This is a genomic window from Caballeronia sp. ATUFL_F1_KS39, assembly GCF_023630985.1.
Classification (GTDB): Bacteria; Pseudomonadota; Gammaproteobacteria; order Burkholderiales; family Burkholderiaceae; genus Caballeronia; species Caballeronia zhejiangensis.
The window spans coordinates 16,904-31,207 of the sequence record NZ_JALQDZ010000061.1; the positions used below are offsets into that span (position 1 = coordinate 16,904).

9 protein-coding genes are annotated in these 14,304 nt (G+C 60.6%); 5 read left to right on the top strand and 4 right to left on the bottom strand.

Annotated elements, in window-relative coordinates; all coding sequences use genetic code 11:
* Positions 1-414: 414 nt before the first annotated feature.
* From NCR93_RS29215 to NCR93_RS29225, 3 genes are all read left to right on the top strand, one after another.
* Positions 415-1,593 carry a porin gene (locus tag NCR93_RS29215; RefSeq protein WP_175982477.1) on the top strand — a complete coding sequence of 393 codons (1,179 nt, stop codon included), beginning with the start codon at positions 415-417 and terminating at the stop codon, positions 1,591-1,593.
* 1,116 nt (positions 1,594-2,709) lie between these two features.
* The gene (locus NCR93_RS29220) at positions 2,710-3,777 is read left to right on the top strand and encodes a lipopolysaccharide biosynthesis protein (RefSeq protein WP_175982476.1); all 1,068 of its coding nucleotides are present in this window, start codon (positions 2,710-2,712) and stop codon (positions 3,775-3,777) included.
* An 801-nt stretch (positions 3,778-4,578) separates the two neighbouring features.
* Positions 4,579-4,833, top strand: coding sequence for a hypothetical protein (locus NCR93_RS29225; RefSeq protein ID WP_175982475.1), 255 nt, complete (start codon positions 4,579-4,581; stop codon positions 4,831-4,833).
* A 70-nt stretch (positions 4,834-4,903) separates the two neighbouring features.
* On the opposite strand, the gene NCR93_RS29230 is transcribed toward NCR93_RS29225, so the two are convergent.
* Genes NCR93_RS29230 through NCR93_RS29240 form a run of 3 tightly spaced genes read right to left on the bottom strand, consistent with a single transcriptional unit; the run spans position 4,904 to position 9,350 of the window.
* On the bottom strand, positions 4,904-6,838 hold the full coding sequence (locus NCR93_RS29230) for a putative bifunctional diguanylate cyclase/phosphodiesterase (protein WP_175982474.1): 1,935 nt from the start codon (positions 6,836-6,838) through the stop codon (positions 4,904-4,906).
* A complete protein-coding gene (locus NCR93_RS29235; protein ID WP_081851830.1) occupies positions 6,835-7,356 on the bottom strand; it encodes a YfiR family protein in 522 nt (173 codons plus the stop codon). Before NCR93_RS29235 ends, NCR93_RS29230 begins: the two co-directional genes overlap by 4 nt.
* Before the next feature lie 2 nt (positions 7,357-7,358).
* Positions 7,359-9,350 carry a TonB-dependent receptor plug domain-containing protein gene (locus NCR93_RS29240; RefSeq protein ID WP_175982473.1) on the bottom strand — a complete coding sequence of 664 codons (1,992 nt, stop codon included), beginning with the start codon at positions 9,348-9,350 and terminating at the stop codon, positions 7,359-7,361.
* Between NCR93_RS29240 and NCR93_RS29245 the strand changes: the two genes are divergently transcribed.
* Positions 9,349-12,093 (top strand): hybrid sensor histidine kinase/response regulator, encoded by a 2,745-nt coding sequence (locus tag NCR93_RS29245; protein WP_250497481.1) that lies wholly within the window; start codon positions 9,349-9,351, stop codon positions 12,091-12,093. The two genes, NCR93_RS29240 and NCR93_RS29245, sit on opposite strands and share 2 nt — an antisense overlap.
* Positions 12,094-12,269: 176 nt before the next feature.
* Here NCR93_RS29245 and NCR93_RS29250 read toward each other — a convergent pair whose 3' ends face one another.
* Complete coding sequence (locus tag NCR93_RS29250; RefSeq protein ID WP_175982471.1) at positions 12,270-13,637, bottom strand: LLM class flavin-dependent oxidoreductase; 1,368 nt, start codon at positions 13,635-13,637, stop codon at positions 12,270-12,272.
* Positions 13,638-13,848: 211 nt separating this feature from the next.
* On the opposite strand from NCR93_RS29250, the gene NCR93_RS29255 reads away from it, so the two are divergent.
* On the top strand, positions 13,849-14,283 hold the full coding sequence (locus tag NCR93_RS29255; protein ID WP_175982470.1) for an SDR family NAD(P)-dependent oxidoreductase: 435 nt from the start codon (positions 13,849-13,851) through the stop codon (positions 14,281-14,283).
* The last annotated feature ends 21 nt before the right edge of the window (positions 14,284-14,304 follow it).

Sequence of the window (14,304 nt, forward strand, 5' to 3'; positions counted from 1 at the left end):
TAAGCGGTCGTGTGATTCCGGCTGAGCAGGCCGAACACCCGTCTTCGGAAAGTACATCGAAGTGAAGTCGGACCACGACGACGCAGGCCGACGCCCACCATGTCGTGACGTTACGGAATGACGGTCCCGATCGTACGAAGCTCGTCGGATTGCCCATCTGCGCAGTAGTCAGTCCGTTGGTCGCGGGCGTTAGTTAGCTGCGTGCCTGTTGTTCCAGCACGGATGTCCCGACATCTGTGTCTGCGTAGCTTTTGAGTTGGCAGATCTGACCGCGATCGCATAAAGTCAGGTAGAGCACGTCGCGCCTTTTCGTATCGATGACTCGCAAGGCTAAGCACCCGTAAGACATCTAGCTCCATGTAGAAAGCGTTCCCAGAGAATGTATCTCCCGGTCTTGGCTGCTGGAGCAGGCACATGAACAAGATGCTTAAGATAGGTGCGACGACGATCCTCACACTCGGCGGGGCAGCGCATGCGCAAGGCAGCGTCACGCTCTACGGGCTAATCGATGCGGGTTTGACCTATACGAACAGCCAGATCAGCGGGACGGGCGGCGGGCACAGCAACTGGGAAATGACGAGCGGCGCAGTCCAGTACAGCCGCTGGGGTTTGCGCGGGGCCGAGGACCTCGGCGGGGGCGTGAAGGCAATCTTCACACTGGAAAGCGGCTTCAATTTGAATACCGGGCAGTACTCGGCAAACATGCGCCTCTTCAATCGCCTGGCGTATGTCGGCTTGTCGAGCCGCGAATACGGCGCGCTCACGCTGGGCCGTCAGACCGACAGCATGGTCGATTTTGTCGCGCCGCTTTCATTGACGGGTACGGAGTTCGGGGGCACGCACTTTGCGCATCCGCTAGACAACGACAATCTGAACGACTCGTTTCAGATCAACAACGCGGTCAAGTACCTGAGCCCGAACATCGCAGGCTTTCGGTTCGGTGGGCTGTACGGCTTCTCCAATCAGGCGGGCGGATTCGCGAACAATCGTGCGTATAGCTTCGGTATCTCATACGTCGCGGGCGCGTGGAACTTCGGTGCGGGTTATCTCGCGCTCAGCAGTTCTGCGCGCACGCCGGCACAGTTGAATACGAACGGCGCAGTCACCGATACAACCGGCGCGTCCCTGCAAGGCGCGCTGACGCCGACGGGTGTGCCTTTGGGCGTGCTGGCCAACAGTCAGAAGACCTTTGGCGCCGGTGTGAACTACACCTTCGGTCCGGGTGTGGCCGGCTTCGTGTACTCGCACACCAAGCTCTCGCAATTCTTTCAGACTGGGCTGAGCGGAACTTTCCAGAACTTCGAAGGAAACATTCGGTATGCGCTGACGCCGGCGGTCGAACTTTCGGGCGCGTACACCTATTCGCGCGCAGGCGGAAACGGCGGCGGCGGCATTCCACATTGGAATCAGGTAAGCGCGATGGCCGATTACCGCTTCTCTCGGCGCACCGATGTCTACATTCAGGGCGCGTGGCAACGGTCGAGCCCGAGCGGCACTTCGCCCTTGGGCGTGGCATGGATTAACGGCGTGACCGCCCCGGCTTCCACGACGAATCAGCTCGAAGCGGCCGTCGGCTTGAAGCATCGCTTCTGACGCCCTCGAAACAGCCTTAAGCGTCAAACCGGACGAAGGACACTATCCAACGACGAATCTATCGATGACGGATGACCGCGCAAAGCGGTCCTCCCGGTCGTGTGCGGCCACCGATCGCCAAGAACGGTGGAACAACGGCGCACTGTGCGCTAATTGCATCGTCGCGCGCGGAGCCACTAACACATTGCGAGGCCGCATCGTAGCGATCGGAACGGATGAAGAACAGCCGCGCGCCTTTAGGCCCCATCCTTGTCGCCACCGGCACCTGAATAAAGCGGCGTGACGCTCAAAAGAAGAGAGACCACAATGTCGAGCAAGCGACGCATGCGTATCTCCTTCGAATGACAGCGCCGCGTATGGCGCGCGGCTCACCTTCAGTTAAGAAGAGTAGATTCGCAATGCGTCCAATTCAAGAAGCATCGGTCGACGTCAAGAATACAGCGGCGAAAGCTCTATCGCGCCGGACCCAGGAAGCCACGAAAGCCGGCGCCACTTTATTTATTAGGATCGCTTACTTGATACTCGACGGTGGCGCCGCCTTATTTGCAGGCCAGGCCCGGCCGACTAGTCACATTCAGATCTGACGTGTAGTGCTCCGCTTCCCGCGCTGCTTCCGCGACCGTCGGCTGAGTCATTGCCGGGCTGGCGTCGATCCGCGGAATGTGCAATATTTCCCGGCGAATACGCAATTATTACCTCTTACCCAGGATTCAAAGCGACTGCGTTTCGGTATCCCGTTCCGAATAACCTAAAGAACGCACAAAGCTTGCCGTAAAACTGTTTATAAGGCTCATCCATTCGGTAATTTTGGCTAGCCCTTATGCGTCCTCAAAGGTCGACGGGGTAGCAACATCGCGGAGCGACATTGCGGCCGATTTGCGAACCCGGCTCCCTTGCCGTGCAAGTCGTCCTCATTAATCCCCTAACGCTCCGGTCCATACAGCGTACCGACCGAACTGCAGCAACCGGGCGTTTCAGTCCGAAACCTGCATTCCATCGCGGTCTGACTACCGACTTAGAGAAATAGGCGTCATCAGTCCGCACGCCCACGGCTTCGGAACACATCAATTCGTATTGCTAACTACCATGACAAACCACAGAAAACCTGGCCATTGCTTGCGTGACCGTTTCCGCCTCGTCAATATCTCGGCGGCCGTCGTTGCCGTCGCCACCAGTCTGATGCTCGCGGCATGCGGCGGCGGCGAAGGCGCCGTCGAGGCCGCCACGGCGAAAGCCACCGATATGCCGGAGGCGACCGCAAAGGCGGCCACCACGGCTTCAATCTTTTACGGCATGAACGGTCACATTACCAACGGCGGCGCCTATGACAACACGCCTTACGCGACGCAGCTCTCGCAGCTCCAAGACCTTGGCGTGAAGATTTTCCGCAACGACGTGTACAACTTGGCATCCGCCAAAGTGCTCGCTACCGTTGCCAAACAGTTTGCGGCAGGAGGGGTTCAGGTGTATCCGGTGATGCTGCTCGGGCTGGGTTTTGACAGCGAGGAAGCGGCTTACAATGCGGGCTTCGTAATGGGTCAGCAAACGGCACAGACTTATAAGTACACGTACTACGAAGTCGCCAACGAATTGGATTCTGCCGCGCTGGCCGGAAACTACGACGGCAACATCTGGTGGCAATACAGCAACCGGCCGTTCACGATCGCGCGCGGCGTGATCCGTGGCATGATCGCGGGTGTGAAGTCGGTCGACAGTTCCGCGAAGATTATCGTCGATGGCACATGGAAGCACATTGCGTTTTTTCAGATGCTTCTCGACGGCTCACAGCCCGACGGAACACACGGTCACCCGACCGTCAGCTGGGACATCACCGCATGGCACTGGTACTCCGACCAGGGCGACATGACGAATGCGTGCGGGGGCACGGGGTGTCACGACATTCTCGGTATCATCAGTTCCTTTGGCAGGCCCGTCTGGATCAACGAGTTCGGCGTGCGTCCGGAATATGGCGCGAATGACACTATCGCTTCTTACCTGACCGGTAACCTGATGATGCAGCAGTACTACACCCAGGCGTCGAAGTACAACATCCAGTCGATTCAAGGTTTCGAGTTGTACGACTCCCAGGAAGGCAACTACGGCATGCTGCAAAGCGATGGCAAGACGAAGAAGGCCTCGTACATGGCAGTCAAGAATTTCATTGCGAGCCACCCGAAGTATTAAGCGGCAGGGCGGTCGCCAGCTGAAATTCGCCGCGTCGGGGCTTTCGATGACGCGGTCATCGAAAAACCCGGCGAACAAGGGAATCGCTCACTTCGAAAGATATTCGATTCCCTCGGATCCTCCACCGACTATTAACGGCTCGAGTTGGCCGGCTAAGACCGTCTAGCACAACCTCTCGATCTTTCGCCAAGGCAACCATCGGTCCAGCGCTTACGAACCGGCGACAACAACCTCGGCGACATCCCACTGTCGAGGCGTCTGCGGTCTCAACAACATTCTCCGAGTGGGCAAGGACGTCTGGCGCACAAGTGCCCCTCAGCCCCCTTTGCGGTATCACCGATTCCACTCAAGAACTGCCGATGCGACCGGAAGAATTTCGCAGACTCGTGCAAGCGCGCTCACCACGGGCTTAGCGCCGCAGCGGTCCACGCGCCGTTTCCATCACTTCCCGACCGTCGGGCCTCGGCTCGGCGAGCAGGAATCGCCTATGCCGCGAAATACTGGTTTTCCCGTATTAACTCGTCTCGTCAAATTGCCGTTATCCGCTGCAAGCAACAGGTCATAACGGCACGCAAGAGCGCCAACGTTTGCGTGACCAGGCGTTTCGAGCAGCCGTACATGGCGCTTTGATGCGTCGCATATCCCGAATTGGGATTGCAGAAGCCGGTCCGAATCGATGCGCCGGACTTGGCAAAAAGATGACTGATTCGATGAGAAAAGTACCGCTTTCCGATGCAAACGCTACCTCGGTAGTACGTTCGGGGACGCGGTTTCAGTTCATGCACATGGCAGGAGGCTGGGGTGATCCTCGAAAATGAAATTCGGCAACTTGAACGGTCCGTCAACACCCTGGTATGCCGACCCACATTGATCCGCCGTGAATACTGGGCTGCTCAGACGGAAAAGCTTCTGGTGTTTCCGGGGCTGTCCGCCCGCGATCGCCGTCGCTTGATCGCGTTACTGGATCTTCTTGGAATTTCAACCCGCGAAGAAGTCGCTCCGTTAGGCCCGCCCACGATGGTCTTCAGTATGTCCGGAGAGCCGACTGCGACGTGATTGATCCGCTTGCACCCTCTTCCGGTCTCTCAACGAAACGAAGACGGACAATTCTCCTGAACTGCCTGTGTTATGCCGATTGCGGGCGTTCATCATTGGCGATGATCCCGGACGTACCTGTCTGTTGCGCCAATGCATGCTCTCGTAGAAGGGCACGAAATCTGTCGATCGACATGGGCGTGCCGGTGAAATAACCCTGGACGACGTCGCATCCCGCTTCCATCAGCCACGCGAGCTGTTTCGCGTCTTCCACCCCCTCGGCAACCGCGTCCAGCCCGAAGCTATGAGCCATCGACAGGATCGCCGTCACGATGGGCTGTCCATGTTCTGGAAGCCTTTCGATGAATGAACGGTCGATCTTGATCGTATTGACAGGGAAGGCATGCAGATACGACAGCGACGAATACCCTGTGCCGAAGTCATCGATGGATAACAGCACACCCGCAGTGCGCAGACGATTCATCACGTCGAGCGCCGTCTCGCGGTTGGCAATGAGGTGGCTCTCGGTAAGCTCGAGCTCGAGCAGCCCGGGTGCGAGGCCGCTCGCCGCGAGCGCCGCGAGGACGTCGTCGACAAAGGCCGGATGCCGCAACTGCCGCGCCGACACGTTCACCGCAACGCGAACGCTCACGTTCTGATGGTCGGCGCTCCACGTCGCCGCTGCGACGCACGCGCGCTGCAGCACCGAACGCCCGAGCCGCACGATCAGATCGCTGTTCTCTGCGATCGGAATGAACTCTGCCGGCGATACGACGCCTTCGTCCCTATGCGTCCACCGCGTCAGCGCTTCTGCACCGACGAGCGAACCGTTGCGGCAGTCGAACTGCGGTTGATAGACGAGATCGAGCGCACCGCCGTCGACGGCCTTGCGCAATTCCGCTTCGAGATACGCACGGCGATGCGCTGCATTCATCAGTTCACGAGAGAATCCCACGACCATGTTCTTGCCGCGCGTTTTCGCTTCGTATAACGCGATGTCCGCGCTGGCGACAAGGCTTCCGCTGTCGTGCCCGGCCTCCGGAAAGCTCGCATAGCCGATGCTCGCCGTCACGCTGATCTCGTCGCCGTCGATTATCGCGGGCTGGCAGAGCGCGTGTCCGACTTCATTCGCGACTTCCTCAACCGCGCTCCGTTTCCAGGAGCACTCTACCGTTACGGCGAATTCGTCGCCGCCCATCCGGCTCACGATCCCACGACCGCGCACGGCACTCGTCAGCACGCGCGCCACATGCTGCAGCAGTTCGTCGCCGGCCCCGTGACCGAGCGTGTCGTTCACCGTCTTGAAGTCATCGAGATCGATCAGCACGAGACCAAGATGGCGATGCGGGTCCTTTGCCGCCCCGAGCCGCGCCTCCAGCGTTTCATAGAACGTACGCCGGTTCGACAGGCTCGTGAGCGGGTCCGTGCGCGCCAGGTGCTCCAACTCGCGTTCCGCTTCCGTCACTCGTCGCCGCATCCGGCGCATGACGAGTGTCGAAACCCAGAGCGCACCCAGACACGCGACGCCGAGAAAGCACGCATATTGCAGGAGTTGTCGACGCACCAGGTCGCTCGTTGCTACGAGCACCACATGTCCCAGCTTGTGGCCTTTATGCTCGATCGTCGCGCGCACGTAGACGTCACCGAGCGAGAGTGTCGTGCGATGCTCCGTCGACGCGAGCGTACCCTCGTCGATGTGCTCCGCGCTAATTCCTGCGCGCGCGTAGCGAGTGAAGATCCGGTTGTCGTCGCGATATACGCTGACACTCTCGACGTAGGGAACGCGGCGCAGCGATCGCAAGACGTCTGTCATCGACGCTTCGTCATCGAACATCAACGATGCGCTGACGTTCTCTGCGATGACGGACGCTTGCAGCGACGCATCGTCATAGAGAGCGCTGCGGAATGCCACCGCCTGGTACACGAGAAGCACGATGCTCGCGACCACAAGCGCAATGCCGACGCTCACGAGATTCGCGTGCACCGTCAGACGCTCGGCGCTCCGACTGCTGCTCCGCATGGTCATTTGAGTCTCCTTGCAAGCCGCAGCAGTTTCGAGCTAAGAACCAGCTTTCGGCGTAAGGCCTCGGTGTTGCTGATGTCGAAGCGCAAATGTTCGTCCTCCGCGATCAGCTTGATGACCGCCTCACCGGGTGCGGTCGCGCCGGCGCCAGCGATGACGAGCACTGCATCGTCCGACCGCAATGCCTCGCGCATCTCCGCGCTCGTGCTGTCGCCGTCGTCCAGGGCAAGCACGTCGCATTCGCCGGCCCCCTTGCTGCCCACGGTCATAAAACGCCACACGCGCGCACCCACCAGCCGCCCATTGAGTCCAGCCAGCGCGTCGCGCAGCGAACTGCGCTCGCTCGCACAGACGCGCAATTCGGCGCCGCGAGCGCGTTCAGCGGGCCATTGCGTGAATTGCGTGAAGTTGAAGATGTAGGCGCTCTCGAGCTTTGGCAGATCTACCTGCGCGTGCGCACACCATGCCGCGAGCGAACCGGCCGTGCACAAACAGAGCGCTATGCCTCGACGGATCCACATCTTCAGAACCCGTAGACCATTTTCGCCAGCAGCGTGCGGCTCTGCTGCACGATGACGTTCTGAGCGAAGCCGGGGCCGGCCGGATCCGCATATCGGCGGTCGAAGACGTTATAAACCGACAGCGACACATCTGCCCGCGCGATAAGTTTCCGGCTGTGGAGCGACACGTTGACGACGCAGTAGCCCCCCGCCGAGCCCGCTTGTGCGAGCCGCGACGACAGACACTGCGCTTCGGAACCTGCGCGCGCCGACATGGCAAACAGCGGGACGCTCACGTTGACCTTGGCCATGTGGCGCGGCGAGTTTTGAAGCGCGCCGCCCGACACGGAATCGCGCGAGAACTGATAGGCGTAACTGGCCCGCGCGCGCACGCCCGAGGCAAACTGCTGCTGCCATGAGAGTTCCGCGCCGCGTGCCTGCGCGCGATCGACGTTGCGAAACACATAGAGACCCGAATCCGGGTCGATGGACTCGGTGATGAGGTCCCGAAGCGAGTAACGGAACAACGAGAGGGTCACGCGTCCCGTGCCGCCCAATGCACGCTCGTAGACGAACTCCTGCGTGCCGATACGTTCCGACTTCAACCAGGGATTCGCAAGCTGCCCGCCTTCGCCGGGAATTGCGTAATACATCTCGTAGGCATTCGGCGCGCGATATGCGGTGCCGTAGACGAGCTTGAACGTATCGCTTGCGGTCGGCCGCCAGATCAACGCGATACGGGGACTGAAATTGCCGCCGATGCGCGTCTCGCTATCGAAGCGGCCGCCGATGTCGAGCGTCAGCGGCTCGGCAAGTTTGATTTCGTCATCGACATACACGCCGACGCGCTGACTGACGCGATGGTCGTCGAGCAGGCGCTCATACGGCCCAACGTTGTAGTTCCACTGGTCGCGTGCCGTGTTTATCGTGTAATCGACGCCGGCCACGATGCGATTGCGCGGCACCGTGCGCACGGTCGCATGCACATCGCCGCCGTACCACACGGCATGATCGCCATCGACGTTGCTGATGCCCGGCGCGGGGGAGACGAGCTGACGGCTCGTGTAGTCGTAACGCCCCGAATAAAGCTCATAGTCGATCGCAATGTCGTTGCGCAAATGATGCGTGTACGTGGCATCCACGAAGGAATGCGTGTCCGTTACGCTGAAGGGTGCGTTGAAGACAGCGTCGTAAGGCGCGCCAGGAACGTCCTTCGTGCGGTTGCCGTAGCCCGCGCTGATGCGCAAGCCGCCGATGCCGAACTTCGCGAACAACTTCTGGTTGCGCTCGCCATCGAGTCCGCTTGCTACGCCGTTGTTGTTGTCCGGCGTATCGAACTCGGGAAAAAAGAGGTCTTGGCCGTGGCGCTCGTAAGCCGTCGCGGACAGCACGAGGTCCGCGCCGTGCGCGCCATGCCAACCATACGTCGCTCGAGCTTGTTTCTCACCGAAGCTGCCGACAGCGCCGGCGAGTTGAACGCCACCGATCTCGCTGCCCTTCTTTGTGATTACGTTGATGGTGCCAAGCAACGCATTGGAACCATACACGGCCGAGCCGGGGCCGGGTATGTATTCGATACGCTCGACGAGATCCATGTCGATCGGAAAGTCGGAGCCGACGGGCGCCTGATCATAGACTCCGTCGTTCAAACGCATTCCGTCGACGAGCAGCAGGAAGCGGCTGTTGTAATCACCCGGGCGCTGGAAACCGCGCGCGCCGAGATACGAGTACATGCGATCGGAGGTGATATACAGTCCCGGCAGCGTTGCAAGCGCATCGGCCAGCGTGCGCCAGCCGTAGTCGCGTATGTCACGGGCGGTCAGAACGATGACGGCGGCAGGCGCGCTCGCCGCGGACTGTGCGACCCGCGTCGCACCACTCACGGTCATGCTCATCAGCGACTCGAGCGGCATCGAAGCAAGGTCTTCGTTCTCCGGTTGGAGCGATGCGCGCGCGAGCGACGGAGCGGTAGCCGCACACGCGGGCGTCACGCACGCGCCGACGAACGCGGCCATGAAAAGTCCGGCGACAAAGTGCAGCGGTGCATCAGCGGAACAAAGACTTGGCGGCTGGGTGAAGATCGACATCTGTACGGCATGTTCTAATGAATTCGAGGGTTCTTTTCTTATCGGCATCCGCACCCGGCCGCTTGAGTCGGACTCCATGCGTCGGCGCGCTTCAGCGGCGCGTGTCGGTAATATTTTCGCGGCACCCCGCACCGCGCTGTGTGCTGGCGTGAGCGCACGCCAGCGCCGTCGTCTGATCGCTTACCCTGAAGCATGGCGGCACGGATGTTGCGCAACTGCCTTCTCCATCCTCCGGAGAATTCAAGGCGTCTCCTGCCGCGCCTCCGTCCCCATGGCCTCCCCTGAGATCTTCGCAGAAATTTTCAACACGGCGCCCGTCGGGAGCTACTTGCTCTCCCCCACACGGGACGCAATCATCCTTGCGGTCAACGATGCGTTCCTCAAGGCCTCGACGCTTCGCAGAGAAGAGATGGTCGGACGGAGCCTTTTCGATGTGTTCCCCCACAATGAAGCTGATCCGGAAGACACAGGGGTCGAAGCGCTGCGCCAATCGATTGCTCGTGCAATCGAGACGGGTGAACCTCAGACATTGCCGCTACAGCGATTCCCGCTCTGGGTGACCACCGACGACGGGAAGACACGTTACGAAGAACGCTTTTGGAGTGCTGTCAACACGCCGATTTTCAATTTAGAGGGCACGCTGCTCTGCGTCTCTCATACCACGACCGATGTCACGAATGCGCATTTGACCCGGCAAGCGCTCGCCGCAAGCGAACAGAGATTCCGAAGCCTCTTTGATGCGATCAACCAGGCGTTCTGCGTCATCGAGCTATCGTTCGATGAGGGCGCGGAGCCAATGGACTACAAGTTCGTCATGGTGAATCCCGCATTCCAGGCGCACACGGGGTTGGTGGACGTCGTGGGAAAGAACGTTTCCAAAGTGATTCCCGGCCACAACCGCCACTTCTTCGATATCTATGGCGCGGTCGCCAGGAATGGCCTCCCGATTCACGCACAGAGGGAGGCGTCGCAGCTAGGACGCTGGTTCGACATCTATGCATTCCGCCCTGACGCTGCAACGCCTCATCAGGTGGGAGTCCTCTTTTCTGACATTACCGAGCAGCGAGAAGATGAGCAACGTCTGGTCGCCAGCGAGCGGAACGCAAGAAGCGCCGCGCGCGAAGCACTGGACGCTACCCGCCGCCTGGACGCAGTATTGGAAGCCGCGCCGATCGGCATTGTCGTCAGCGACAGAGGCGGTGCGATCGAACGAGTGAATCGATCGTTTGCTCAGTTTTGGGGCGAGAATCATCCGCGCCCACAAAACATCGAAGACTTCGAGATGTGGAAAGGACGCTGGGCCGATCATTCAGACAGACACGGTCATCCACTCACCGCCCATGAGTGGACTACGGCGCGCGTTTTAAACGGTGAAGCCGCCGCCAGGGATATCGTCTCCATCGAAAGCTTCGATGACCCGCCCAATCGACGGACATTACTGAGCACGGGGGCCCCCATCAGGGACGATCATGGCGCCATCGTCGGCGCCGTTGTCGCACAGTTGGACATCACCGATCGCGTCAACGCCGAAGAGGAGTTGCGTCTCGCCGATAGACGGAAGGACGAATTCCTCGCCATGTTGTCACATGAACTCCGCAATCCGCTCTCGCCTATCGCAAGCGCGGCAGAACTGATGAGGGTCGCACCTAACGATGCGCGACGGGTCAGCAAGTCGTGCGAAATCATCTCGCGACAAGTAAAACACATGACGGGACTCATCGATGACCTTCTCGATGTGTCACGGGTAACGCAGGGACTGATCAACCTCAACGTCGAGGTGCTCGACGCAAATCGGGTTGCGGCTGACGCAATCGAGCAGGTCAGACCGATCATCGAGAGGAAAAGGCATCGTCTTTCGCTGCGTACGTCCTCGACGGCGGCGCTGGTACGGGCAGACGAGAAGCGGCTGACCCAAGTCTTCGTCAATCTGCTCAATAATGCAGCCAAGTACACGCCGGAAGCAGGCGTTATCGACTTCACCGTGAGCTTGAACGACGACTGTGTCAAAGCCGTCGTAGCTGACAACGGCATCGGGATGACGCCGGAAATTGCCGCGCGCGCCTTCGACTTGTTCGCGCAAGGCGAACGCAGTTCCGATCGCTCTCAAGGTGGACTGGGGATAGGACTCGCACTCGTCAAGAGTCTGGTCCAACTCCATGGAGGTACCGTCACCGCGTACAGCGCAGGTCCCGGCGAAGGCAGCACGTTTGTTGTATGCCTGAAGCAGGCTGAAACCTCGAATGTCCAACGAAATGACAAGACGGACAATTCTCTTGAGCTGCCTGTGTTATCCCGATTGCGGGTGTTGATCGTTGACGATAACCCGGACGCGTCGGAGACGCTTGCCATGCTGATGCAAACCTTGGGAAATGAAGTACGTGTCGCGGCAAACGGCAATGGAGCCCTGAAGGAAGTCGAACAGTGGAATCCCGACGTATGCCTTCTCGACATCGGCTTGCCCGACATGGACGGATATCAGTTGGCGTCCAAACTCAGGTGCCGCCCCGAGACCGCGCGCAAAGTTCTCATCGCAGTAACTGGATACGGCTTGCAACAGGACAAAGAGAAGGCGATCGCCGCCGGGTTCGATCATCACTTTGTCAAGCCATTGGACGTGCGGAGACTTTTTTCCCTGCTTGGCGATGTCGCTTCGCGCGCGGATCGCGAATAGAACACCATCGCCCGACAGGCGAATTGCGTTGACAGGCAGGCGTCTGCCGACCCGTAATGGCGGATCTGGCGAAGTTGGTAGATCAAGTCCTGCGCTCCTCCCGATAACGCAGTGCGGAGTTCGGTACTCGGCCCATGCTGTCTATGAAATCGGCACCGCATCGCGGGCGGCGCTTCTCAGCCCGCGCGATAACGCGCGCCGGGATGCGTGTCACGCAGATGCGGCCCGCGTCCCGCGAACAGCTTCTCGCGCAGGGTGCCGTCCGCATACGCCGTGCGGTATCGGCCACGGTTCTGCAACTCCGGCACGACCAGATCGACGAACGCATGCAGGCTCTCCGGCATGACCGTGCGACGCAGATTGAAGCCATCGACGCCGGTTTCATCGGCCCACGCGACGAGTTGATCCGCCACTTCTCCGGGATCGCCGACAATGAACGGCCCGCGCCCGCCGATCTGATCGAAGCGCGTCATGTCGCGCGGCGTGATCGGCCGCCCGGCGCGCTTCGTCAGGTTTTCGACGGTCGATTGCAGCGCATTGCTTTTGACATAGCGGATCGGTTCGTCGAGATCCATCGCCGCGAAGTCGATGCCGGTCCATCCCGACACGAGCACGAGCTGGCCGAGCGTGTCGACATATTCCGCGTATTCGGCGTGGAGTGCCCGAGCTTCCCTGGACGTGCGCGCCACCACGACGGTCGCGCCGAGATAAAGCAGCACGTCGTCAGGCGCGCGGCCGGCGTCGACCGCATGCTTGCGGATGTCACGCGCCGCCGCCGCGACGATGGCAGGCGTCTGGCCTTCGAGGAACACGCATTCGGCATGCTTGCCGGCGAACGCCTTGCCGCGTCCCGATGCGCCGGCTTGATACAACACCGGCGTGCGTTGCGGCGACGGCTCCACGAGATTGAAGCCATCGACGCGAAAGTACGGCCCTTCGTGCAACACGCGGCGGATCTTCGACGGGTCCGTGTAAGGCTTGCCCGCGCGCCTGTCATGCACGACCGCGCCCTCCGTCCAGCTTCCTTCCCATAACTTGTAGACGGCTTCGAGGAAGTCCTCCCCCGCCGCATAGCGCTCGTCGTGCTCGCGCGCCTTCTCCAGTCCCATGCCCCGCGCCGCGCTCTCCAGATATCCGGTGACGACGTTCCAGCCAGCGCGCCCGCCCGTCAGATGATCCAGCGTCGAGAAACGCCGCGCGAACTGATACGGATGCTCGTACGTCAAATTGGCGGTCACGCCGAAGCCCAGGTGCTTCGTCGCATGCGCCATCGCGGGCACCGTCAGCAGCGGATCGTGCGATGGCGATTGCGCGGCGGAGAACAGCGTCGCGTCGACGCCGCCGCCGTAGACATCGTAGATGCCGAAGACATCGGCCAGAAAAACGCCGTCGAACAGGCCGCGTTCGGCAGTCTGCGCAAGTTCGATCCAGTAGCCGAGCGTGTTGTGTTCGAGAGAACGGTCGCGCGGATGCCGCCAGAATCCGGCCCACGAATGCGCGGGCGCGTTCATGTGGAACGCGTTGAAATGCAGATGTCTGTTCATGGTACGCGCGCTTTCTCGCGGCCGGCATTTCGGAGCGATACACACTAGGAGAGAGGCCGCGTCGCGCCAACCAAGTTAATCAGCTAAGCAAATTGACCGGTCGCTGGCAAGCCCATTACGCCCATCGTGCAGAGCTTTCGCGAAATGATCCGTTCGTCCTGACGACACGAGGAATCAACATGGAGAGCTTCCATCCCATGTGCATCCGTCCATGTCCAGTCACGATCAGTTCAATGACCGGGTTTTCTGGGTCACAGGCGCATTCGGCGCGCTCGGCGCGGCCGTCGTGCGAAGACTCGCTTGCGCAGGCGCGCATGTGGTCGCGTCCTCGCGCAACATCGATAATCATTTCCCCGGTTCGAGCGTCAACGCCGCGCTGGACCTGCTCGTGCAAGGTCTCGGACGCAAGTACGGGCCGCATGGCGTGCGCGTCAACGCGGTCGCGCCCGGTCCGATCGAATCGCCGCGCTTCGCGTCGATGACGACCGGCCAGGCCGACGCCGAACCCACGCGTCTCACCGCGCTCGACGGCCCCGGCACGCCCGACGACGTCGCGGCGGCGGTCACGTATCTGCTCTCCGACGATGCCCGCTTCGTCACCGGGACGCGTCTCTATGTGGATGGCGGCGGCCCGCCGTACGCCTGATTTCTCGATTCCGCTTCCTAC

What these genes read in the sequence shown, in the direction of transcription:
- NCR93_RS29215 (WP_175982477.1), top strand. Translation starts at nt 415, where the DNA reads ATGAACAAGATGCTTAAGATAGGTGCGACGACGATCCTCACACTCGGC.
- NCR93_RS29230 (WP_175982474.1), bottom strand. Translation starts at nt 6,838, where the DNA reads ATGACCATGCGGAGCAGCAGTCGGAGCGCCGAGCGTCTGACGGTGCAC.
- NCR93_RS29235 (WP_081851830.1), bottom strand. Translation starts at nt 7,356, where the DNA reads ATGTGGATCCGTCGAGGCATAGCGCTCTGTTTGTGCACGGCCGGTTCG.
- NCR93_RS29245 (WP_250497481.1), top strand. Translation starts at nt 9,349, where the DNA reads ATGAAAAGTCCGGCGACAAAGTGCAGCGGTGCATCAGCGGAACAAAGA.
- NCR93_RS29240 (WP_175982473.1), bottom strand. Translation starts at nt 9,350, where the DNA reads ATGGCCGCGTTCGTCGGCGCGTGCGTGACGCCCGCGTGTGCGGCTACC.
- NCR93_RS29250 (WP_175982471.1), bottom strand. Translation starts at nt 13,637, where the DNA reads ATGAACAGACATCTGCATTTCAACGCGTTCCACATGAACGCGCCCGCG.
- NCR93_RS29255 (WP_175982470.1), top strand. Translation starts at nt 13,849, where the DNA reads ATGTCCAGTCACGATCAGTTCAATGACCGGGTTTTCTGGGTCACAGGC.